The sequence below is a fragment of the Paenibacillus timonensis genome, assembly GCF_022427145.1.
Lineage (GTDB): Bacteria > Bacillota > Bacilli > Paenibacillales > Paenibacillaceae > Fontibacillus > Fontibacillus timonensis.
Window position 1 is genome coordinate 19,638 of sequence record NZ_JAKSXN010000049.1, and the last position, 22,398, is coordinate 42,035.

The 22,398-nt window shown below is 54.8% G+C and carries 20 protein-coding genes; 2 read left to right on the forward strand and 18 right to left on the reverse strand.

The features are described from left to right. The 16 genes from MJ257_RS18105 to MJ257_RS18180 form a co-directional block, all read right to left on the reverse strand. Positions 1–966 carry an ABC transporter permease gene (locus MJ257_RS18105; protein WP_240270553.1) on the reverse strand — a complete coding sequence of 322 codons (966 nt, stop codon included), beginning with the start codon at positions 964–966 and terminating at the stop codon, positions 1–3. 78 nt (positions 967–1,044) lie between these two features. Beyond that, positions 1,045–2,754 (reverse strand): type 2 periplasmic-binding domain-containing protein, encoded by a 1,710-nt coding sequence (locus tag MJ257_RS18110; protein WP_240270571.1) that lies wholly within the window; start codon positions 2,752–2,754, stop codon positions 1,045–1,047. A gap of 128 nt (positions 2,755–2,882) precedes the next feature. Then, positions 2,883–4,412: a response regulator gene (locus MJ257_RS18115; protein WP_240270554.1), complete on the reverse strand. Its 1,530-nt coding sequence runs from the start codon at positions 4,410–4,412 to the stop codon at positions 2,883–2,885. Between the two features lies 1 nt (position 4,413). After that, on the reverse strand, positions 4,414–6,225 hold the full coding sequence (locus MJ257_RS18120) for a sensor histidine kinase (protein ID WP_240270555.1): 1,812 nt from the start codon (positions 6,223–6,225) through the stop codon (positions 4,414–4,416). Between the two features lie 18 nt (positions 6,226–6,243). Beyond that, positions 6,244–7,812, reverse strand: a complete 1,569-nt coding sequence (locus tag MJ257_RS18125; protein ID WP_240270556.1) for a response regulator transcription factor — start codon at positions 7,810–7,812, stop codon at positions 6,244–6,246. Positions 7,813–8,002: 190 nt separating this feature from the next. After that, a complete protein-coding gene (locus MJ257_RS18130) occupies positions 8,003–8,659 on the reverse strand; it encodes a flavin reductase family protein (RefSeq protein ID WP_240270557.1) in 657 nt (218 codons plus the stop codon). A 22-nt stretch (positions 8,660–8,681) separates the two neighbouring features. Then, positions 8,682–9,305 (reverse strand): alpha/beta hydrolase, encoded by a 624-nt coding sequence (locus MJ257_RS18135; RefSeq protein WP_240270558.1) that lies wholly within the window; start codon positions 9,303–9,305, stop codon positions 8,682–8,684. Next, a complete protein-coding gene (locus MJ257_RS18140; RefSeq protein ID WP_240270559.1) occupies positions 9,302–10,255 on the reverse strand; it encodes a ring-cleaving dioxygenase in 954 nt (317 codons plus the stop codon). Before MJ257_RS18140 ends, MJ257_RS18135 begins: the two co-directional genes overlap by 4 nt. A gap of 33 nt (positions 10,256–10,288) precedes the next feature. Beyond that, positions 10,289–10,927, reverse strand: a complete 639-nt coding sequence (locus MJ257_RS18145; protein WP_240270560.1) for a nitroreductase family protein — start codon at positions 10,925–10,927, stop codon at positions 10,289–10,291. 57 nt (positions 10,928–10,984) lie between these two features. Further along, positions 10,985–11,383: a DoxX family protein gene (locus tag MJ257_RS18150; RefSeq protein WP_240270561.1), complete on the reverse strand. Its 399-nt coding sequence runs from the start codon at positions 11,381–11,383 to the stop codon at positions 10,985–10,987. 202 nt (positions 11,384–11,585) lie between these two features. Further along, on the reverse strand, positions 11,586–12,038 hold the full coding sequence (locus MJ257_RS18155; protein WP_372489850.1) for a MarR family winged helix-turn-helix transcriptional regulator: 453 nt from the start codon (positions 12,036–12,038) through the stop codon (positions 11,586–11,588). Between the two features lie 273 nt (positions 12,039–12,311). Beyond that, a complete protein-coding gene (locus tag MJ257_RS18160) occupies positions 12,312–13,064 on the reverse strand; it encodes an SDR family NAD(P)-dependent oxidoreductase (protein ID WP_240270563.1) in 753 nt (250 codons plus the stop codon). 70 nt (positions 13,065–13,134) lie between these two features. After that, positions 13,135–13,527: a MarR family transcriptional regulator gene (locus MJ257_RS18165; RefSeq protein WP_240270564.1), complete on the reverse strand. Its 393-nt coding sequence runs from the start codon at positions 13,525–13,527 to the stop codon at positions 13,135–13,137. Positions 13,528–13,744: 217 nt separating this feature from the next. Then, complete coding sequence (locus MJ257_RS18170; RefSeq protein WP_178023845.1) at positions 13,745–14,134, reverse strand: heme-copper oxidase family protein; 390 nt, start codon at positions 14,132–14,134, stop codon at positions 13,745–13,747. Positions 14,135–14,215: 81 nt separating this feature from the next. After that, positions 14,216–16,540, reverse strand: coding sequence for an ATP-dependent DNA helicase (locus tag MJ257_RS18175; protein WP_240270572.1), 2,325 nt, complete (start codon positions 16,538–16,540; stop codon positions 14,216–14,218). A gap of 109 nt (positions 16,541–16,649) precedes the next feature. After that, entirely contained in the window at positions 16,650–17,183 is a 534-nt protein-coding gene (locus tag MJ257_RS18180; protein ID WP_308193220.1) for a GNAT family N-acetyltransferase, read from the reverse strand. 193 nt (positions 17,184–17,376) lie between these two features. Between MJ257_RS18180 and pdxR the strand changes: the two genes are divergently transcribed. Next, positions 17,377–18,855: a MocR-like pyridoxine biosynthesis transcription factor PdxR gene (gene pdxR / locus MJ257_RS18185; protein ID WP_240270566.1), complete on the forward strand. Its 1,479-nt coding sequence runs from the start codon at positions 17,377–17,379 to the stop codon at positions 18,853–18,855. Positions 18,856–18,868: 13 nt separating this feature from the next. On the opposite strand, the gene MJ257_RS18190 is transcribed toward pdxR, so the two are convergent. Continuing rightward, positions 18,869–20,350 (reverse strand): FAD-dependent oxidoreductase, encoded by a 1,482-nt coding sequence (locus tag MJ257_RS18190; RefSeq protein WP_240270567.1) that lies wholly within the window; start codon positions 20,348–20,350, stop codon positions 18,869–18,871. 85 nt (positions 20,351–20,435) lie between these two features. Continuing rightward, positions 20,436–21,143 carry a copper homeostasis protein CutC gene (locus MJ257_RS18195; protein WP_240270568.1) on the reverse strand — a complete coding sequence of 236 codons (708 nt, stop codon included), beginning with the start codon at positions 21,141–21,143 and terminating at the stop codon, positions 20,436–20,438. A 294-nt stretch (positions 21,144–21,437) separates the two neighbouring features. Between MJ257_RS18195 and MJ257_RS18200 the strand changes: the two genes are divergently transcribed. Next, positions 21,438–22,211: a sporulation protein gene (locus MJ257_RS18200; RefSeq protein ID WP_240270569.1), complete on the forward strand. Its 774-nt coding sequence runs from the start codon at positions 21,438–21,440 to the stop codon at positions 22,209–22,211. Positions 22,212–22,398: the final 187 nt, after the last annotated feature.

Below are 22,398 nucleotides of genomic sequence, written 5' to 3' on the forward strand. Positions count from 1 at the left end.
CTATAACAGCCTCTCTTCCCCTAGTCGTTTCGCCATCCAGTTCGCGAAGAGCAGCATGGTTACGCTAACGACCGTTTTGAATATACCGCCGGCGGTAGCCAGTGAGTAGTTGCCTTGAGCAATCCCGTATTTTAGTACGAAGATATCGATCGTTTCCGCCCAGTCGACGACCAGACCGTTGCCAAGCAGGTACTGCACCTCGAAGCCCGCCTCCAGAATATGACCGATGGACATAATCAACAAAATGACAATCGTAGGTTTGATGCCGGGAAGCGTGACGTGGAACATTTTCCGGTAACGGCTCGCTCCATCGATATCCGCTGCTTCGTAGAGCGCCGGGTCGATAGCAGCCATCGCGGCCAGATAAATGATCGTATTCCAGCCGACCTCTTTCCAGACGTGGGAAGCGCCAACGACGCCCCAGAAATACTTGCCTTCGCTGAGCCAAAGAATCGGCTCTTTGATCAAGTGCAACCGCATGAGTACATCGTTAATGATCCCGTCGGAAGCAAGGGAGGTGGCCACGATCCCGGTTACAATAATCCACGACAAGAAGTGCGGTAAATAGGAGATCGTCTGCACGGTTCTTTTCCAGAAAATATTCTTGATTTCATTCAGCAACAAAGCCAAAACGATAGCGGTTACAAAACCCAATACTAGGTTGATAATACTCATCCCCAGCGTATTGCGAAGAACACGCATAAAGCTGTCGTCTGTAAACAGAAACTTGAATTGCTTAAAACCAATCCACTCCTGCTGTCCAAAGCTCCTAGCAGGTTTATAGTTTTGGAACGCCATCGTCCAGCCCCATACCGGGACATAAGCAAATAAAATGATATATGCCAATAACGGGACCGACATGAAAATCAGTTGTCTCTGATCTTTAATGATGGACCAGGTAATCCGCTGCCGTTTTCGCTTTTTTGCTTTTGGGACAATGGGTTCTTGCAATAAGGTCTCATCCATATTTGTTCTCCCCACAAATCCTATGATTTTCGAAGTGGAAGGCTTCGCGCCTTCCACTTCGAATGGTTTCCAATTCTTTTATTTAACAGTCCAGTTGTCAATACGCCATTTCAGCACTTCATTGATGCGGTCTTCGTACGCTTTGATGTTGAGCTTGTGGATTTCTCCGACGTATTCATCCCAGACATTGTTGAAGTCGGACGGATTAGCCAAAATCGCTTTTGGCAGATATTTCGTGGACAGGTCGTTCTGCTTGGTGTTTACAATCTTAGCCTCAGACCCTTCTGCCAAGTCAACGGACCATGCCGGATAAGAAATTTCATTTTCCGGAGCCGGAGTGAAGAAGTCAACATAGCTGTTGAATCCGTATGCCTTCAAGAAGTTCTTATCGTACTCCTCCAACCCTGCTTGGTATTCTTCAGGTTGTGCTGCTGCATCGGTCGCATTGCCGTCGCTGAAGTAACCTTCCATTTTCGGGCTGAACTTATGAAGCGCATCGGCTTTGTTCGCCAGCTTCCAAGTCGCATCCGTAAACTTATCGCGTTGATCCTGCGTCTTCATAAAGCGGCCTTCTTCGTTGACGATGTAGTCTTCGCCTTCAATCCCCCAGGACATGATTTTCTGCCAATCTTCCTGAATCAGGCGGTCCCACATCTTGAGGATCTTAATGGCCTTTTCTTCACCCGCATTCACGCTAATCCCAAAACCATTGTTCAGGTTCAACGCCGGGCGATCCAAATAGTGGTCGGTAATGCCTTTATCATAAACCAGCGGCAAGCCGACATACGTTCTTTCATGCTTCTTCGCCGTAATCAGCACATTCTCGGCGTCTTGGAAGTTCCAGTGCTGATCAAAGAATCCAAGAACCGCGCCGCTCGAAATTTTCGCCAGGTATTGGTCATAGTTTTGCGTAAATGTTTCTTTATCGATAATCCCTTGCGCATTTACTTCGTTCAGCTTCTGATAATACTGTTTCGCAATATCCTTATCTGCAAAGATTTCGGCTTTGCCGTCCTTAACGATGACGCCGCCGTCGTTCGGATGTCCGATCAGGTGCTGAGGCGCATTAAACAATCCCCAGTTTCTCCAGTCATAGTTCAGAATTTCAAAGCCGATCGTCGGTTTGCCTTCGATGGTCGGGTTCTTCTCCTTATACTTGGCAATCAAGTCAAAATATTCATCAAGCGTTTTTACTTGCGGGTAACCTGCATCCTCCAGTACCGCTTTTTGAATCCAGAAAGCCGGTCCCGAGTACCAGGTCGTGCTCACTTCCCCGTTATAAGCCCCGTAGTTCGGCAGGATATAAATATGGCCGTCGTTCGGATCTTTCATCATGTTCCAGTACTTCTCGTAATGCTTCTTCAAATTCGGAGCATGTTTCTCAATGAGGTCTTCCAGCGGAATGTATGCGCCTGCTGCTGTTAATTTCGTATTGCCTGTCATGATATCGGGATAATCAGAGCCTGCAATCATAACACCAAGCTTCTGGTTAATATCCCCGGCAAGAAATTCGAATTTAAACGTTGCGCCAAGCTCATCTTTGATCTTCTTGTAGATCTTGTTGTCCGGCGTCGGCTGCTGACCAGCTTCGCCGATAAACGCCGTAATTTCGAACGGTTCGATCTTGTCTCCGGCGTTGTTTCCTGTTGCTGCCTCATTGCCGGTGTTGCCGGTGTTGTTTTCGGCTTTGGTCGCGTTGTTATTGCCGCCGCATCCCGACAGGACGACGCTGAGCGATAACAGCAGGATCACGCTGAGCCGGAGCATTGATTTGGTCTTGCCCCCCATGTAAAGCACCTCCGTCATGATTTGTTGATGTTCGGGTTATTTGTAAGCCCTTTCATCAACTTATCTTTATTCTAAAAGCGCTACCAAACCGTAACTAGTTCACAATTAAAGTTTTAACCTTCAAAATCTCAGTTCCTGTTTCTGTATTCGTTAGGCGACATTTGTAACCTTTTTTCGAATTGCTTGAGGAATTGGCCGTAGTTGGCGTAACCGACCTGCTCAGCGATCTCGCCGTTGTTCAAATTCCCGTCGTGAAGCAGCTTGAGGGCTTCTTCAATCCGCAAATTATGGATCATTTCGTTAAAATGAATGCCGTTTTTCTTCTGCAGCAGCTGCCCTAAATAAACCGGGTGGAGGAAAAAGACCTCCGCCAGTTTCTTAATCGTCAAAGGCTCCCGATAATGCTCCCGGATATAAGCGTTAATGTTCTGGATGATCCCCTGGGAACGCTGGGATTTATCCTCGAGGAGCAGATCGATGCATGCCATACCGAAGGAACGGATGCGATCCATCAACTCCCACAATGTACATGCTGCTGCGGCATTCCCGGGGATATCATATTGGTTCTGGAGCTCCACCCCCTTGTCCGGGACCCCCTCCAAATGCTCGATCATCAGGTACGACAAGTGGATCACAAACTTACGCACAATATCCGGTGTAAGATAGTGCTCCCGGAAATTGCCCTCCGCCTTGGCCAACGCCTCCTCCAAGCCGGCTTTATCCAGCAGTTGCAGCGCTCCTACGATCTGATCCGCCAGCTCCGTTTGATCGTACTGGCAGCGAAACGCGAGTTCGGCCACGTCACGGTAAACGGTTATCCCGACAGGTCCGTCCGCGTAAAAATGATGCAGCATCGCCGTTTGAGCCTGACGATACGCCTCCGCAATTTCTTGCAGAACCGCCGCTCCTTCACCGACAGCCGCAAATGCTCCGCGCTTGCGGAGCCGGCTCTCCAATTCGCCAATCCGCACAAGACCGTCCAGGCCGTCTTGATCGGGGTTGAACCCATATACCAGCGCCAGGTTTCCAAGCTCCAAATCGATGAGATACATCGCTTCCTGCTCCTCGGCATAGGCGGAGATCTGCTCTCGCACCTCCGCCGCATTGCTGCTCTTCGGGCGGATCAGACAGACATTCCATGCCGGCCGAAGACCCGATAACGCAGCGAGCCGTTCCGCATCCCGCGGGGGGCTCGGCCGTTGATTCAGCAATGCCTTGAACAGGCTGACCGCTTCCTCGTAGGTTGCGATCCGATGGATGCGCTGACGCCTCCGTTCCTCGAGCAGCTCCTTGTAAATGGCCGCCAGCTCTTCGGCGGCCATTTCCTCGTCGATCGGTTTCAGCAGATACCGGGTGATCCCGAAGCGGAGCGCTTTTTGGGCATATTGAAACTCGCTGAAGCCGCTGACGATGGCGAAGCTGACCTGCCGGGCATTCTGCTTCTGCCAGGCCTCAATCATCTCCAGTCCGTCCATCACCGGCATCCGCACGTCCGTTATGACAAGATCGGGCTGCAGCTCGCTGATTTTTGCCAGCGCCTCCGCTCCGTTACAGCTGGTCCCGCAAATATCGAAGCCAAGCTCCGGCCAGTTGATCCACAGCTGCATGCCTTCCAGCGCTGCCGGCTCATCATCCACCAATAACACCTTGAATCTCATCTTATTCCTCCCCAATAATCCCTTCCTGGTGTTCAAGCAGTTTAACCGGGATTTCAAAGGACACTTCCGTTCCTTCCCCCGGCTTGCTGTTGATGTTGAAGCGAACCTGGTCGTTGTAGTACAACTCGAAACGGCGGTACACGTTGCGGATGCCGATGCTGTGCCCGGAGGTGCTCTCGCTCCGCACGGCGAGCAGCATTTCCCGCAGCTGCTCGGGTTCGATGCCTTTACCGTTATCCGAAATGACGATGCGCAGACGTCCGTCTGCCACGCGGGCCTTGACCGTAACGAGTCCGTTTCCCTGAACGGCCTGGATGCCATGTTTGCAGGCGTTCTCGACCAGCGGCTGAATGCTCATTTTCGGAATTTTATAATGCAGCGCATCCTGTTCAAGATCGAAGACGTATTCGAATTTGTCCCGGAAGCGGAATTTCTCAATTTTCAGATACATGTCGATAAATAAGATCTCCTCCTCCAGCGTGACCAGATCCTCCTTCCAGCGCAGCAGACGGCGCAGCAGCTTGGACAAGTTCTTGATGATATCCGTCACGTCGGAGTAATTATTCTTCGTACAGACGACCAGAATCGCATTGAGCGTATTAAACAGGAAATGCGGGTTCATCTGGCTCTGCAAAAAGTTCAATTCTGCCCGCACCCGCTCGGCCTCCAGGCTCTTCTGCTGGATCTCCAGCTTATACACGTTGTTGATCAGCGCATTGATCCGGGCTGTCATCATGTTAAAGTTTCGAATTAATTCGCCGACTTCGTCGCGCCCCTCATCGATATTGATCAGGTCGAACTTCTCGTGGGTCACCTTCTGCATATGGCGGGACAACCGTTTCACCCGGTAATGGTACGATCTCAGCATCACGTAGATAAAAATTGACGTGAACAAGGTGATCGCCGCCGCCATCATCCCGAAGAACAGCCTCATATCGAACATCGCCTTCGACACTCTTGTCCCTTGCGGAATGCCGATCAGGCGCCAGCCTTTTACGTATCGGGCGTTGCCTACGGCGACGGACTCCACACCCTTCTCCGCATCCTCTGCAGACAATTCGAGCTTCGGATATCCTCCGCTTGCATCCTGCCGGTAGCCGCTGTTGGCCGATACGATGATTTCGTCGTTCCCGTTGACCAAATATAAGTCCAGGTAATCCTTCTCCCGAACGATGACGTCGTAGATTTTGCTGAGGTCGATGTCGATCCGCAGCAGCTTGTCGAACGTGTTATAGGAATCATAGTAGTCCATCTTCTCGATCACGCTGAAATAAGGCTCGGTAATGGCCTGATTGATGGCTTGTGAAGCACGGTACGCAGCGACGACCACCGGGTCGCTCGAGTTCTCCCACATCCGGTACCAATCACTGCTCTTCACCTCCTCGTCGAGCACATGATAATTGCCGCCGGGGACGATCGTCGGATTCGTCGTGTAAATCCCGATCCGCAGGATCTGATTATTGACCGGAATATAACTGGTGACCCGATTACGCAGCTGTTCGTCGAACGTTTCGTAAAAATCAAGCGGGTCGGCATACGTCTGGTCCATCTTCTCGTACAACGTTTTATCCGTGTTCAGTGCATGGCTGACGGCCACTCCGCCGTCGATGAAATCGTGAATGTCCTTTCGGGCGCGCTCCATGGAAATATCCAGGTTCTGCTCCTCGCGCTCTTTGATAAAGTCGGCCATCCGCCCCATGAACAGCACATTAATGACCAGAATCGGCAGCAGCACACCCATGAGGTAGATCAGCAAAAATTTTATGTTCAGCGGAATATCATTAACCTTACCCCGGAATCTCCATCTTCTCATGCTTGCACCACCTCGGGCTTATTCGGCAGGCTTGGGCCCTGCCTCATGTCTAGAGACATCATTCGCGGACTCGGATTTGTAGACAGACGGCAGCAGGCCGGTAGCCTGTTTAAATTTGCTGATAAAATAATCCGTGTTCGGATAACCCACCTGAAGCGCAATGTCGGATATTTTCATGGGAGTGCGCTTCAGCAGACGTTTGGCTTCCTCGATCCGTTTCTCGTTTAAATATTCGTTGAAAGCTTTACCCGTTTCTTTTTTGAACACTTGTCCTAAATAGGTCGGATTCATGTGAAACTTCTTGGCAAGGGTTTGCAGCTTCAGTTTGCTGCGGAATTCCTCGTCCACGTACTGAATGACCTGAAACATCGTGTTGTTCTCGTTCTTCCGCCGCAACCCTGCCAGCAGCAGCGCGGCCTCCCGGCACAGCCGAAGCAGTTGATGCTTCAACGCCGGGTAACCGCTCAAACCGTTCGGACCCCCTGCGTCCGCCTGCATACGAACCATAAAAGCGTCGGGGTCGCCGCCCGCTTTCTTGATTTTGCGGCATAACGTCAGTTCCATATTGGCCGCGAACGCCCGTAAGGCTTCTACACCGGTTTGGCTGCAAGCCAGAGTGCCGAACACCTCATCCACCGCCGCCTCGGCCGCATCGGGCTCCCCTTCAAGGACGGCATCAAGCAACTGCTCGAATTTCCCCTTTAGCAGGTCTTCGGCTTTGGAGGACTGCGGATAGTGACAAGGCAAGAAGAGGCCGGTTTTCCCCTGTTCGCGCTTGGCCTTGACGGTCTCCAGCGTTTGCAGGTACAGCTCCCGGATGGAACGGATGCCTTTTCCGGCGCCGCTAACCGCAATGATGACCGGCGATTCCGGATTCGAAAGTCCGCTGCTGATCGCCAGTCCGATCTCTTCCACCCGCGGCTGCGGAAGTTCATCCGTGCGAACGATCACGCCGACCCGGCCCAGGCCGTCCAGAAACGCGCGATCCGTGTTTTGCGAGAAGAAGCCGAGCACCCGCTGCTTCAGATCCGGTAGATAAGCGCCGGCATCGATCAGCATGCACTGCAGCTCCGGCTCCCCTTCGAGCTGAAGTGCGGTCGCTGCTTCTTGCTCCAGCCGAACTCCTTCCTCCCCCTGAATCAATCGGTTCAAGATGTTATTTTTAAACAACGATTGCTTGCGGGACGAGGAACGCTCCATTTCCCGCTCCTCGGCGATGGTCTGACCAAGACGTTCTAGAATCACTTCGAACTCGTCCTCGTCAATCGGTTTCAGCAGATACTCCGCAACCCGCTGCCGCATGGCCGTTAACGCGTAGTTGAAATCGTCGTATCCGCTCAAAATGACGAACTTGGGCGGCTTCCCCAGCAGCCGCTTGCTCCTCTCAATCAACTCCAAGCCGCTAATGACCGGCATATGGATATCCGTGACGACCAGCTCTGGCCGGAACTCCTGCATTTTGACCAGCGCCTCGGGGCCGTCCAGCGCCTCCCCGCATACTTGAAAGCCATGCTTTTCCCAATTCACCATGGTCCGGAGCCCTTCGAGCACCCAAGGCTCGTCATCCACCAGAAGCACTTGCAGCATGACCGCGATTCCTCCCCTTCAAACGATTCCTTGTTTATATATAGATGCTGAAACACACCATGTAAGCGTACTCATTTTTATGCTAGCACACTTTCTCCCATCGTGGAAACTTAATTTATCGAACAAACAAAGACAGCCCGGAGCAGTATGCTCCGAACCGCCTTTTCTATTGCCGCTAAGTTCACGGCCTTTAATGTGTTTGTTGACTGCCAACGGACCCGGCGATCCCCAGATCGTACCTCGGCCGTTCCAATTCGAAAACTTCGCCCAACCGGGCATAACTGTTCCCCGCCAAACGGCTGACCGGACGCAAACCATGGGGATCGATCCGACCGGACTCGTACAGCGCCTCGTCGATGTGAAACCGGACTACCCGGCCGACCAACAGATCGACCGAAGGGACCTGACCCGTTCCGCCTAAAGGGATCGAGCGTTCCAATACACACTCCATGCGAATCTTGGCTTCGGCGATCCCGGGGACCGCCACCGCTTCGCTGGTGATCGGCGTGAGGCCCGCCGCCTCCACTTCGCTCTCCTCCGGGGGGAGCGGCGCCGCCGTCAGGTTCAACTCGCGAATATACGCTTCATCGGCGATATGCACGACGAAGGCGCCCGCCGTCGCGGCATTCCGGGCCGTATCCTTAGTCGCGCCGTTTTTCCGCTGCACCGCCACCGACACCATCGGCGGGTCGGCGGTCACGATGTTGAAATAACTGAACGGGGCCGCGTTCAGCACGCCCTCCGGCGACAAGGTCGTCACCAGCGCAACTGGCCGCGGGATGATGCTGCCGATCAGCAGTTTATAGTTGTCCCTCTCGGTTTGGTGCTCCGGGTTGATCGAGATCATAGCGGCGAACCTCCCTTTTTGATCAATTCTTCAGCAGATGGTTGCGGAACCACTCCGCCGCTGCCTGAACTTCGGTTTCGGTCAATTGATGGCCATACGGCTCCCAATGCACATGGACCTGGGCACCCGCGTCTCTGAGCAGCCCTTCCAGCTCCTGCGTTTCCTCCGGCCGGCACATGGCGTCATTCCGGCCCGCCCCGATAAAGACGGGAAGCCCCGCCATCTCCGGCAATTGCACGCCGCGCCGCGGCACCATTGGGTGGTGCAGGATCGCCCCGCTCAGTGCCCCCGCATGGTGGAACAGCAGGCTCGCCGCGATGTTCGCTCCGTTCGAGTAACCCACCGCAACGACGCGGTTCCGGTCGAAACCGTATTGCGCGGAAGCTTCGTCCAGGAAGTCGTGCAGCTCCTTGGTGCGGAACACCAGGTCCTCCTCGTCGAACACGCCCATCGCCAGCCGCCGGAAGAACCGCGGCATCCCGTTCTCCAGCACGTTGCCCCGGACGCTTAGCACCGCCGACGTTGGGGAGATCATCTCCGCCAGCGGCAGCAGGTCCTGTTCATTGCCGCCGGTGCCGTGGAGCAGAAGCAGCGTAGGCGCCGCCGCTTCGCCGCTTGCCGAACCCGGCTTGAAGAGATGCTTCATCCCTGCTGATCCTCCTTCAGCACCCGAACTTCGAACGGGGCCAGATTTTGTTCGATCGCTTCGCGGTGCGGTTCGTACCAGGCCGGCAGCATCAGCTTTTCGCCCAAATGCTCCGGCGTCTCGTCATTGGCGAATCCCGGCGGATTCGTGGCGATCTCGAACAGGATGCCGCCTTCCTCCCGGAAATACACCGCGTGAAAATACTGACGGTCAACGATAGGCGTCGGTTTGTAGCCGTGTTCGGCGACCCGGGTTCTCCATTCCTCGTGCTCCGCGAAATCCCGGGCTCTCCAGGCGATATGATGCACCGTCCCGGCACCGCCTGCACCGTATTCCATCGGTTTGACGTTGACGTCGATCACGTCCCCAAGATCGCCTTCGGCTTTAAAGCGGGCGTAGTCGCTGTCCTCGCCGAGCTTCTGCAAGCCCATGACGGTTTCGAGCAAAGCGGCGGTTTTCGCCGGGGCCACGCTGTAGAGCACCGCCCCGCCGAAGCCTTTGATCGCCTTGTCGGCCGGGACGCCGCCGAACGACCAGGTGCTCTGCGAACCGGCGGCACGTTCGACCAGCTCGAGCTGCAGTCCGTCCTTGTCGCGGAAGTGCAGATATGTTTCGCCGAAGCGGCTGGTCTCGGTAGTGGAGATGCCGAATTTGTGCAGACGCTCCTGCCAGAAAGCCATGGCGCCGACCGGAATGGCAAAGGTCGTGATGCCCACCTGACCGGCGCCAACCCGGCCGCGGCGGGCTCCCGCCGACGGGAAGAAGGTCATGATGGTTCCCGGATTTCCGTCCTCATCGCCGAAGTACAGATGGTACACTTCCGGCGCATCGAAGTTGATGGTTTTTTTGACCAGTCTGAGTCCCAGCACCCCTGCGTAAAAATCGACGTTAGCCTGCGGATCGGTTGCGAATGCGGTAATATGATGAATCCCTGAAGTTGGATGTACCATGTGAAATTCCTCCCTTATTTTTATCGTAGTCGTTTAGAAACGGTTATAGCTGACGAACTCGCCAACCGGTTTGCGGTAACCTCGCGGACGGAAGCTGGAGGTGTCCTCCTTGCCGATCGCGATCAGCATCACCGGATCGTAATTGTCCGGGACGTTCAGCAGCAGCCGCATGGCCTCAGGGTCAAAACCGATCATCGGGCACGTATCCCAGCCGCGGTCCTTGGCGATCAGCATCATCTGCATAGCCGACAGGCTGGCGCTGCGGATCGCTTCCTCCCGCATGAACGCCTCGCCCCGGTTCTCATAGAAGCCGATCGTATCGGACACGAGCCGGTCGTACTCCTGCTTGCTGAGCACGCCTAAATTCAACAGCCCTTCGTTCATCGTTCCGGCATCCTTATGGGCATCCCGTTTTCCCAGCACCAGGATCACCGCGGAAGCAGTCCGGACTTTGTATTGCTTGGCCGCAGCCTCATACACCTGTTCCTTCAATGCGGAGTCTTTGACCACCACGTAGTGGGTATGCTGTAAATTAAACGCCGACGGCGCGAATTTCGTGAGATTGAAGATTTCTTCCAGTTCCTTGTCTTGGATTTCCACGCCGGGGATAAATTTATTCGCCGAACGGCGGGATTTTACGATCGCAGTCAAATCATGTTCATTCGAATTCATGACCAAAGCTCCTCCCAAATTAGAAAATCATCGTGATCGCCATTGCGATTACGGATATCAGAGCAAAGCATCGAGAGAATAAGCTCCCGCACCGGACAAAATCAAACCAACCGAGACGGCGATCAGCAGCAGATTGTATTCGTACCCGCCTGCCGTCGACCAGAACCCGTTCTTGGCGTGAACGGAAGCGATCGCCACGATCATTGTAAGGATCAGCAGCGCAGCGCCGATCGGCGTAAACAGACCGGCCGCCACCAGCAATCCGCCGCCAAATTCGGCCAAGCCGGCCAATACCGCCATCAACACCCCGGGCTTGATGCCCAGCGATTCCATCCAACCTCCGGTTCCTTTGGGGCCGTAGCCGCCAAACCAGCCAAACAGCTTTTGCGCGCCGTGCGCCATCATCGTGAATCCCAACACCAAACGGATAATTAATAAGGCCAATGCCATAGACATGTTCATGTCTCCTTTGTTTTTGAATTTTGTCGTATTCGTACTTGACGAACCGATTGTTCATTTCTGTATTTCAAGATTCTTTATATTAAGATATTAGGGCTGAGAAGACGTCCGGTGACGCCTTTCCCCACCGCCTATCGGGAACTTCGTTAAGGTCTAGCTCATTCGCGTGCGACGATTCCGTAATTTGGGAGTCCTGCCGCTACTTAAAGCCTTCCTTCGCCGATTTCCCGAGCTTTTTTAGCAGCATAGCGGCGATTTCCTTCTCTTCCGGCGAAAGACCGCTGACCGCTTCTTCGATGAGGCGGGTATGCTGCGGGAACACCTCTTCAATGAATCGGCGTCCTTGCTCCGTTATTTCCGCATATACCAGCCGCCGGTCTTCCGGACAATCCTGGCGGGTCACGTATCCCTTCTTCTCCAGCTTATCGACGACGTACGTGATGTTCCCGCTGCTCATCAACACCTTGCTGCCGATTTGCTGTATCGGCTGGCGGCCTTTGTGGTAAAGCAGATCGAGCACGCCGAATTCGGTCCGGGTCAATCCATATTGCCGAATGCCCTTGTCGCTATGCGCATGCACCCACTCGCTTGCCCGGGACAATACGACGAATAAATGCAGCGCGTCGTTCTTCGATGGCTCAGTCATTGTCATTCACCTCCATGTCTTTTCGATAAACGATAGGATAACCTTAAACGATTCGGTTAATTCTTAATTTGTTTTATCTTGATTTTAAGATATATCACATCGAGATAATTGTCAACAACAAATTGCTTTAAATCTGAAAAAGAGGGAGAAGAGGGCGTGCGTTCAAGACAGGGGGACGTAAACACATGGAGGAGCACTGTACGAAAAAGGCCGCCCCGGAGATGCACGACTGTGCACCCGGCGCGACCGTCAAGACATGACACTTGGGCGTCGGTCGGCTTATTTTGCGGAATACCCGCCGTCGATCGGCAGCTCGATGCCGGTGATGTACGAGGACTCGTCGGAGGCGAGGAACAATACGCCCTTGGCGATATCCTCCGCTTGGCCAAGCCGCGGAATCGGCGTCTGGGACAAGAACCAGTTTCTCATGTTCTCGTCAGCCATCAAATCTTTGGTCATCGGCGTTTCAATGTATCCCGGATGGATGGAGTTGGCCCGGATGTTATGCTTCGCATAATCCACCGCCGTCGCTTTCGTAAGCAAGCGAACGGCCCCTTTGCTGGCCGTATAGGGCCCCGTGCCGCTGCCGCCGGTCAGGCCGGCGATCGAGGAAATATTGATGATGGAGCCTCCTCCTCCGTTGATCATGTGCGGAATGACGTATTTTTGACCGAGAAATACGCTGGTGACGTTGATGTTCATCACCTTGTTCCACAACTCCAGGTCCGTCTCCAAAAAAGGCGTCGCGCTGGAGATCCCCGCGTTATTGACGAGGATATCGATTTTCCCGAACTGCGTCAGGGCCGTTTCGGTAACCCGCGCCCAATCTTGCTCCGACGTGACGTCCTGCGTCAAAGCTACCGCAACCCCGCCTTGATCGGTAATCTCCTTGGCAACTGCTTGAATCTTCTCGTCCTGGATGTCCGTAATGACGACCTTGGCGCCCTCTTTGGCGAACAACAACGCGTCGGCCTTGCCCATTCCCCCGGCAGCGCCGGTAATAATGGCGACTTTATGATCTAATCTTCCCATGTTTAAACTCCTCCTTGATCGGCTCTTACGGCCGGATATTGTCCCCGCGCGCTTGATTAGCGCTTTCATTTCATTTGGGATCGAACCGTTCCAGCATTTTCTCGAACGCCAGAAGCAATACGTCCGTTTCTTCCTCTGAGAAATCCTCCCACAGTTCCCGCGTCATTTCTTCGTATTTCTGTACCATGCGTGCCTCCACTTCCTGTCCGGCCTCCGTGATGCGCAGGAGAACGTTGCGCCGGTCGCTTTCCGGAATCACGCGATCAATCAACCCTTTGGCCGCCAATTTATTGGCCAGATTGGTCACGGCCGGCAGGGAGACCTCCAGCATCTCGGCCAATTCAGAACATTTCCGCTGCTCCGCGCCGGATAAGATCTGGAGGATCAAGTATTGGGGGGCCGTCAATTCCGGATCGAGGATTTTGGCGTATCCGACGACGAATCGAGTCATTTGCATCGACATTAACAGCGATAAACGCTCCTGCTTATTCAGTACGCATCCCCTCCCAAAAGCCATTAATTAATACTTATTACATTTAAATAGTTAATAGCTTTTAATAATATTATTATAGTACTTCTTTCAATAACCCTCGTCAACTCCTTAAATTATCATTCCCGTCCCACAAAAAAACGCCGATTTTCATCGGCGTTTTCTCCCATCTTATTCGTCGTTATCGACCTTATTTCTTGCCCCGCGAAGACGCGCTGGTCCGCACGTTCGTCAACACGTTGACCGCGAATACGATTACGCTGATCACGACAAGCGTTCCGCCGATCGCCACCAAGGGCTCCAGCTGTTCGGAACCGTTCAGCACCAGCGCTAAACTGATCATCATGACCGGAAGCCCGATGGAGTACGTCCAGAACTGGATTTTGCTCAGCAGACTCTCCCCTGCCCCTGGAAACAACACGTAAATCACGCCGGCCAGCGCGAAGGACGCCCAACCGAGCAGATTCACATGGGCATGCACGCCCGCTAAAGTATAGTCATGCTGCATGGACATGTACATGCCTAGCAATACGCCGATGACAAAATAGACGACCGAAACCTTAATATACGAAATCCCCAAACCAACGCTCCCCCCAACTTAAACAAGTTATCCTTACCTGTTCAAAATATGTCACAATTGAAGGGAATATTCGAGGAGGTTCTAGCGCCATTCCTCCGGGAGCAGCCGCGAGTATTGGGGTTGCAGATAACGATCGTCAATCAGGGCCAAACGGCCTTGGTCGGTCTCCGAACGGATCAGGCGCCCGCCGGCCTGAAGGACCTTGTTCATGCCGGGGAACACGTAGGCGTAATCGAAGCCGTTTCGCCCCGAGGCCTGGAAGTAGTCACGGATCAAGTTGCGCTCCGGACCGATTTGCGGCAGACCGACGCCCACGATCGCTACTCCCGTCAAGCGATCCCCGACAAGATCGATGCCCTCCGAGAACAGGCCGCCCATCACGGCAAATGCGATAAAGGTCCGGCCCGGTGCGGGGTGAGGCACAAAGGCGGCCAAAAACTGCTCCCGATCCTCCTCGGCCATTCCCGCCTTCTGTAGCCGCAATTCCGTACCTTCTTCCGCGACGGCGGCAAAGTCCTCGTAGATCATGTTCATGTAAGCGTAAGAAGGAAAGAAGAACAGATAGTTCCCCGGACGGTCGCGGGTCGCTTCCTGTAAAGCGCGAACGAGCGGGCCGCGCGTCTGTTCCCGGTCCTGATACCTTGTAGACAGCGGCACCACGACCACCTCCAGCTGATCCCGGGAGAAAGGGGAAGGCAGCGATACCGTATAATCGTCCGGCCCCGCCCCCAGCATATCGCGGTAATAACCCATCGGCGATAACGTCGCCGAGAAATAAATGCGTGAACGAAACCCCTTGCTCATCTCCTGCAGCAAATGGGAGGGATCCAGGCAAAACAGCTTCACCCGGACGTCCTCCCGGGTAACCTCCGCGTAGGTGACGAACCGTTCATCGTACAGCTTGCCGATCCGGCCGAAATGCAAGGCATCGAAATACGCCTGGAGCAGCAGCTCTCGCGCATCCGCTTCCGGGCTCCCCGGCGTGCTCGACTGCCTGGCGGCGGAAGGATCGATCGCCAGCTCCCGCTCGGCTGCCTCGGCAAAAGCTTCTACCCGCTGCAACAACGGCTCAGGCGCTTCTATATCGACCCGAAACGGCCCTTCCACCTGCTTCCGCAGCTCGATAAACCAGGCGTTCACCGCCTTGGCCGCCTTCGCGACGGAAGGGCATTTCTCTTTATAAACCCGCTGCAGCGAAAGGAAGCTGGACTTCTGCAGTTCGGCGGAATACATCTCCCTGGCCCGGTCGACCAGATTATGCGCCTCATCGATCAGCAGCGCGGTTTCCTTCTTCTGCTCGGCGAACATGCGTTGCAGGGACACTTTGGGATCAAACACGTAATTATAGTCGCAGATCGTCACATCGGCGGCATAGGAGAGGTCCAGTGAAAATTCGAACGGGCACACCCGGTGCTTCCGGGCGTATGCCTCGATGACCGGGCGGGCGAGCTGCGTCTCGTTCGCCAGGATATCCAGGATCGCCCCGTTGATCCGGTCGAAGTAGCCGTCGGCATACATGCAGTCTTCCTTGGTGCAGCGGATTTCCTCGCGGAAGCAAATTTTCTCCTTGGCGGTCAAAGTCACCACCCGGGCTTGCAGTCCTTGCGCTTCCATAAGCGCGAAGGCGTTCTCCGCCGCGGTCCGGGTGATCGTCTTGGCGGTAAGGTAGTACAGCTGATTCAGTTTGCCTTCGCCCATCGCCTTAAGCGCCGGAAATGTAGTAGAGATCGTCTTGCCGATGCCGGTCGGCGCCTGGACAAACAAGCCCACGGCTCCCTCGATCGTCTTGTACACCGCGCCCGCCAGCTTCCGTTGTCCGGTCCGGTAACCGGGAAACGGAAACGCCAACTCCGCGATGCTCCGGTTTCGCTCGCGCCGATGGTTGCGAAGCAGCCGGGCGTACGGAGCGTATTGCCGAACGACGTCATAAATAAACGTCTCCAGCTCGTCCACCCCGGCGCGCGTCCGAAACTGCTTGCGCTCTCCCGTATCCAGCTGCACATAAGTCAGCTGGATCCCCATCCCGCTCAGACCGTTGGCCTTGGCGTACATGTAGGCGTAGCATTTCGCCTGGGCCCAATGAACGGGGTACGTGTCCTCATGGATCGCGGCCAGCTCGCCGGCCGTCGATTTGATCTCGTCCACGGTCAAGCTCCCGTCCTCGCCGGCCAACAGCCCGTCGCAGCGCCCGTCCACGACGAAGAGGAGATCCCCGCAGGGAATCTCCGCCTTCAAATACACTTCTTTCTGATCGCCTTCGTCGTATTGCTTCTGCACCTGCTGATGGGCCTTCGTGCCTTCCGTCAGCGAAACCGCAGCGCGAAAGCCGCCTTCCAGGCTGCCGCTGCGGAACACATATTCCACCAGAGGACGCACCGCTATCGTAACCGTAGATTCGTTTGCCATTTTCCTCTTTGTCACCCGCCGATACCCCTAGAGAACATTTGTTCCATAAGTATATCATGACCCGACGGGGATCGCCATGCGTAGCGGTTTGGGCTCCAATTCATTAAGCTTAGCAGCGGACGTGCAGCGCCCGGAACTCGTCTTCCAGCATGCTCATCAGAATCGAATCGTGATACTTGTGGTCGTAAAACAAAGCTTCCCGCTGCACGCCTTCCCGCTTGAACCCCAGCTTCTCATAGACATGCATCGCCCGCTCGTTATAGTCGAACACGTTCAGTTCGATCCGATGAAGGGCCAGCACGCCGAAGCCGTAATCCAGCATCAGCTTCATGGCCTCGCTGCCAAACCCCTTCCCGGTATCCGCCGTATGATTAATCGCAATGCGAATGTTGCAGCATCGGTTGCTCGGATCGATATCCTGCAGAGCGATGTCCCCAATCGGCCGATCCTCGTCCCGCCGCACGATGGCCAGCAATACGCTGGACTCGTCCTGTCCTTTCCGCTCCAGGTAAGCAGCGATGAATTCCTTTGTGAAGTGGCGTTTCGTCCCCGTCCATCTTCTCATCTCCGGCTCATGCAAATTGTGAAAATACCACTCGGCATCCTCCACGTTCATCGGGCGCAAATATACTTTCTCTCCCATCAAAAAACCAGCGTAACTCATCTTCAGAAATCCCCTTTTTCATCTCTTGACCGATTCTCTCTCTTGCTGCGGCAACTGGGCCTCTTTATTCGGTGCTTCTTTTCTCTTCGCATCTTAGCACAGTACTGTATACTTAAAAATATACAATTGATTCAAAAAATAAAGGACAGTTTGGATAGGGGGAGTTGAGCGAATGTATATCTTACCGCTGCAAAATGACGGGAAAGCCGAGCTGGCCGGGCGGTCCTACCGGTATGTCGAAATTTACGAGTCGTTCAAGCGGGATATCATTGCCGGTTCGCTCCAGGAGGAGCAGCGGCTGCCATCAATCCGCAAGCTGGCGGAGTTCCTGGGGATCAGTACGACGCCTGTCGAGCTCGCTTACCAGCAACTGATCGCCGAAGGGTTTATCGAGAGTCGGCCGAAACGGGGATATTACGTCGTCAAGTTGCCTGAGCCTTATAAGGCTCTTGAGCTGGGCGGCCCGAATCCGAAACGCAAAATCCCGCCGGAGACTGCGGCAATGCCGCAGACGAAGCTAGCTCCGGATGCCGGGAACGCGGGATTCCTTCTTTACGATTTTCATCTGTCCAAGAACGATTTCAGCCTGTTTCCTTTTGCGGTATGGAAAAGACTGCACAACCAGCTCTTCCGCCCGGAATCCGCCAACCTGCTATTCTACGGGGACGCTCAGGGGGACCCGGGATTGCGGCGGGAAATCGCCGGATATTTAAGCCGGTTCCGCGGGGTCCATGCCACCCCGGATCGGATCGTCATCGGAGCGGAACAGCATCTGCTGCTACTGTTGCTGGGGCAAATGATGAAGGGCGAGTTCAATGCCGTCGCCGTCGAAGAACCCGGATATCGCATCGTTCCCGCAACGCTAGACGCGCTCGGCTTCACGGTACATCCGGTCCCTCTCGACGAGCACGGGCTGTGCCCGGATCTGCTGCGGGCCAGTGGTGCACGAATCGCCAGCGTGTCCCCGTCCCATCAATTCCCAACGGGCCTCATCATGCCGTTAACCCGCCGGCTGGAGCTGCTGGAATGGGCCAAGACGGTGGACGGTTACCTGATCGAAGACGATTACGGCGGCGAATTCCGATATCAGGGCAAACCGGTGCCGGCGCTGCAAGGACTGGTCCCAAACGACCGCGTCATCTATCTAGGCGGATTCTCCCAGGTGCTCGCCCCTGATATCTGTATCCATTATCTCGTGTTGCCTGAGCATCTGGTGCCTCGCTTCCACGCCTTACGGCGCCATACCCTGTTTGAGGCGTCCGCCTCGGGGATTCACCAGCGCACCCTGCAGCGGTTTATGCAGGAAGGGCACTTCGAACGGCATATCCGGCGAATGAGGAACCTGTACCGCAAAAAAAACCGGCAGCTCGTCGCCTCCCTGACGTTTCATTTCGGGAAGCGGGCTGCCGTTTCGGGCGATAGCGCCGGTCTGCATGTGATCCTAAGCGTCAAATCCCGCCTGCCGGAGGCACGGCTGCTGCAGCTGGCCGAGCAGGCCGGCGTGCGGGTCGCCTCCGCTGCCTTCTTCTGGAACGCGCCGCCGGAGATGGAGCGGAAGTCGTTCATGCTGGGGTTCGGCGGCATTGCGTCGGAGCGGATCGACGAAGGCGTGGCCCGGCTGCATCAGGCCTGGTTGCCGTACCTTCAATAACTTCCGCGCACGGTCATTGATCGACCTGAATCTTGTAATCTTTTTTCAAATAAGAATGGATTCGCCGAAAATCGGCCGGCGTCAACTGGCTTAACCGCTTATGATGCTGCTTCCATTCGCGGCTGAGCAGGATGCCCATCGTTTCCCCGGCCAGCGCGGTGGTGGGAACGATGCGGGCGCTTCCGTAGGCTTTGATTTCCGCGCCGACATTCTTGCCGGCCACCAGCACGTTGTCGTATGACTTCAACTCAAAGGAACGCAGGGGGATTCCGTACCGATCCGGTTTGCCGTAACCTACGCCCTTCTTCACGATGCGGGTGGCCTGCAAATCAACGGCATACCCCCCAATCGTGACGTTGTCCCAAAACATCCGACCCGACATCACATCTCTATAGTTCAGCACATATTCCGTTTCATACCGGTTATAGTCGCGAATGTATAAGTAATCGGGATACCCGTTCAGCTCGGCTTTGGCGAAGCCGGGAATATGCTTGCGCAAATACTTGGCGATGTACGGCGCTTCCGTTTTCGCCCTCGCGACGGCAGAATGGACCGATTGCGGATTGGCCGGGTCGACATCATATACAAGCAAGCTGTTGATGATGACCTCGCCGTTTTTTTGATATGTCGCATTTAAGCCCCTCAGCATCAATTGGGAATCCCGCGGTTTGTAGTTGTAGGTCAAGTTGCTGAAGCCGGTGGCGAAGTCCCAATCCACATAAGTGTTGGCACCGTATTTCTTGACGACGTTCGTCAGGGGATAGTCCTCAAGCACCGCCTGATGCAACTGGCCCCAGTTGACGCCTTTGAACCGCAGCATATAAGTAGCCGCCATATAGTCGGGTTTCTTGCCGTTGTATAGGCTCTCCATCCCCGGAATGCGTTGGTTGCCAAGATGGACAGTGAGCGCATTAGAATCGGTATTTTCCACAAAATACCCCGCCTGCACCTGATACAATTTGCCGTCTTTGGCCAGGTACGTTACGGACTTCAGCGTTTTGGCTTTTTCAACCCCGCCGGAGTCCTCGATCTCCACACCGTCGACGGTAATGCCGCTGCGAAGGGGAATCCCCTGAATCAGTTTACGGTAAAAGCCTTCAAAGGCGGACAGTTTGCGAATCGCCCCGGCCTTATAACCGTCGTACAGAGGTTTTAGCTCCCCTTGGACTAAGCTGTGCTTGCGGTTGTCATTGGGCTCGTCCAGCACGAGCATCTGCCCCTGGATCAGCTCCCCGCCCGGCTTCTCGCGCGGATCAAGGATCAACACGCTTAACCCGGCCTCATGCGCTTTCTTCGCCAAGAGCACCCCTTCGATTTCGCTGCCGATCATGACGACGTCATAACGGGTACAACCCGGCCCGCAATTGGAGGCTGGAGTGGACAACGCCGAAGCCGTTGCGGGAAAGCCAACCGATTCAAGCAGCAGCAAAGCACACAGAAACCATACAAGTAACCGTAAAGCAAAAGTTCGTTTTCTCTCGAAATAGATAGACATCAGTTCTGGATAACTCTCCTTGTCATGGGATATACTGACATTCTATCTCCGGAAAAGGTTTGGTATCCAGTAAATATTTGGTATATTATGGAGTTTTCTGTTTGTTTTTGTCGTGCAACAGACGTGATAAGCGCAGCAGCTTGGATGGATCGAGAGGAGCCAACCCATCCCCGCCTATCCGTACGGCGGAACCGAAATGCACTTCAGTCACGCCCGTTTCGGCAACAAACCGTGAGACGGTCTCTAGGGTCAAGCCGTGTCCGGCTAAAATGCGCAGCGGGCTGCCGCCGGCGATCTCCACCAGCTCCCGGATCGCGGGAACCGCCTGAGGTGCGGGGCGCGGTCCTCCCGACGTCAGCACCCGGTTCACCTGCGGGTACCGCAGCAGTGTACGTAGTCCGGACGGCAGGTCGGCCAACTCGTCAAACGCCCGGTGGAACGTGACGTTTAACCCGCCGGACAGCGCCAATATCCGTTCCAGCGCGGCCTCGTCGATCGTACGCTCGGCGGTTATCGCGCCGAACACGATGCCCGCCGCCCCCGCATCGGCAATGGCCCGGACTTCTGCCTCCATAGTAAGCACATCGACCTCCCCGTACACAAAAGACCGGCTATGCGGACGTACCATCACGTGAACCGGAATGGCCACGGCCTTCACTACTTGTTGGACCATGCCAATGCCGGGGGTTAGCCCGCCCTCCGTTATCGCCGTGATCAACTCAAGCCGATCCGCCCCGTTCGCTTCCGCTACGACGGCGTCTTCCACACAGGTTGCTATGACTTCCAGAAGCATCAGGAAACCTCCTTGTTATCGATGATACGATGATATCCAATATGGTATGAAATAACAAACGGGTGATCGAAAGCAACGGCGTCAACTTCTAAGACGGCTTCAGCCAAACGAAACGTAAATGATTCAAAGACCTGCGGATCTTCGGCTCCGACAGGTCTTTTTGGCTTGGAACCAACTAAGATATAGAAGGGATGAAACCTGAACCCCTCTAGATTCGTAAATAATTTCCGTAACGAACCCTACGCATCCAAAATCAGTCACAACCAAATAAAATGGTGAAGGTAGGTTGAAATCATGTCCTTTTTCAAGAAAATGCTAGCCAGCGTGGGTATCGGCTCGGCGCAGATCAATACGGAACTGGATGCGGATGAAGTCCAGCTGGGCGGAGAAATCAGCGGTACCGTTTATGTGGAAGGCGGGCAGACCGACCAAACGATCGGCAACATTTACCTGAAGCTGAAGACCAACTACCTGCGCGAGTCGAATGACCATAAGTTCAGGGAAACCGGCACGATCGCCAAATACTTGGTGGCGGAGGGCTTCCCGCTACGGGCCGGGGAACGCAAGCAGATTCCGTTCCGGTTCCGGCTTCCGGAGCAAATGCCGGTGAGCCTGCGCAACGTGCCGATTTGGGTCGAAAGCGGGCTTGATATCGAGATGGCTGTGGATCCGAAGGACGAAGACCTGATTCAGGTCGTACCGGACGCGAAAATGCAAACCGTGCTGGATGCCGTCGATTTGCTCGGTTTCCGGTTGCGCGAGGTGACGAATGACTACGCCCCGAGACTTGGCGGCGCCTTGCCCTTCGTGCAGGAATTTGAATACGTACCCGGCTCGAAGTTCCGCGGATATCTCGACGAACTGGAGATCCTGTTCTTCCCGCGGGGCGAGGCATTGGAGTTGGTGCTGCAGGTCGATCGCCGTGCCCGGGGTTTAAGCGGGTTGTTCGCCGAGGCGATGGAACTGGATGAGCGGTTCGTGCGAGTCCCTCTGTCGAGGGAGGAGCTCCAACGCGGACCGCAGGCGGTGGCCGGCTTACTGGAGGACGTCATCGCAAGGCATCTCTAGTCAGGCGGGATTTGCCGCAACGCAAACTCTCCTCATTTTCCCCATATCAGGCGAATGACCTCAAATGCCTCATTTTCAAATGTACTTTTACAGTTGAACGGGGATGGGGACGGGGTGTTTCCAGCGCCTCACCTCCAGCAGCCTACAAAAAAAGGACTTGGAGCATTGCTCCAAGTCCTTTCTCATT

What these genes read in the sequence shown, in the direction of transcription:
- MJ257_RS18105 (WP_240270553.1), bottom strand. Translation starts at nt 966, where the DNA reads ATGGATGAGACCTTATTGCAAGAACCCATTGTCCCAAAAGCAAAAAAG.
- MJ257_RS18110 (WP_240270571.1), bottom strand. Translation starts at nt 2,754, where the DNA reads ATGGGGGGCAAGACCAAATCAATGCTCCGGCTCAGCGTGATCCTGCTG.
- MJ257_RS18115 (WP_240270554.1), bottom strand. Translation starts at nt 4,412, where the DNA reads ATGAGATTCAAGGTGTTATTGGTGGATGATGAGCCGGCAGCGCTGGAA.
- MJ257_RS18120 (WP_240270555.1), bottom strand. Translation starts at nt 6,225, where the DNA reads ATGAGAAGATGGAGATTCCGGGGTAAGGTTAATGATATTCCGCTGAAC.
- MJ257_RS18125 (WP_240270556.1), bottom strand. Translation starts at nt 7,812, where the DNA reads ATGCTGCAAGTGCTTCTGGTGGATGACGAGCCTTGGGTGCTCGAAGGG.
- MJ257_RS18130 (WP_240270557.1), bottom strand. Translation starts at nt 8,659, where the DNA reads ATGATCTCGATCAACCCGGAGCACCAAACCGAGAGGGACAACTATAAA.
- MJ257_RS18135 (WP_240270558.1), bottom strand. Translation starts at nt 9,305, where the DNA reads ATGAAGCATCTCTTCAAGCCGGGTTCGGCAAGCGGCGAAGCGGCGGCG.
- MJ257_RS18140 (WP_240270559.1), bottom strand. Translation starts at nt 10,255, where the DNA reads ATGGTACATCCAACTTCAGGGATTCATCATATTACCGCATTCGCAACC.
- MJ257_RS18145 (WP_240270560.1), bottom strand. Translation starts at nt 10,927, where the DNA reads ATGAATTCGAATGAACATGATTTGACTGCGATCGTAAAATCCCGCCGT.
- MJ257_RS18150 (WP_240270561.1), bottom strand. Translation starts at nt 11,383, where the DNA reads ATGTCTATGGCATTGGCCTTATTAATTATCCGTTTGGTGTTGGGATTC.
- MJ257_RS18155 (WP_372489850.1), bottom strand. Translation starts at nt 12,038, where the DNA reads ATGACAATGACTGAGCCATCGAAGAACGACGCGCTGCATTTATTCGTC.
- MJ257_RS18160 (WP_240270563.1), bottom strand. Translation starts at nt 13,064, where the DNA reads ATGGGAAGATTAGATCATAAAGTCGCCATTATTACCGGCGCTGCCGGG.
- MJ257_RS18165 (WP_240270564.1), bottom strand. Translation starts at nt 13,527, where the DNA reads ATGTCGATGCAAATGACTCGATTCGTCGTCGGATACGCCAAAATCCTC.
- MJ257_RS18175 (WP_240270572.1), bottom strand. Translation starts at nt 16,540, where the DNA reads ATGGCAAACGAATCTACGGTTACGATAGCGGTGCGTCCTCTGGTGGAA.
- MJ257_RS18180 (WP_308193220.1), bottom strand. Translation starts at nt 17,183, where the DNA reads ATGGGAGAGAAAGTATATTTGCGCCCGATGAACGTGGAGGATGCCGAG.
- pdxR (WP_240270566.1), top strand. Translation starts at nt 17,377, where the DNA reads ATGTATATCTTACCGCTGCAAAATGACGGGAAAGCCGAGCTGGCCGGG.
- MJ257_RS18190 (WP_240270567.1), bottom strand. Translation starts at nt 20,350, where the DNA reads ATGTCTATCTATTTCGAGAGAAAACGAACTTTTGCTTTACGGTTACTT.
- MJ257_RS18195 (WP_240270568.1), bottom strand. Translation starts at nt 21,143, where the DNA reads ATGCTTCTGGAAGTCATAGCAACCTGTGTGGAAGACGCCGTCGTAGCG.
- MJ257_RS18200 (WP_240270569.1), top strand. Translation starts at nt 21,438, where the DNA reads ATGTCCTTTTTCAAGAAAATGCTAGCCAGCGTGGGTATCGGCTCGGCG.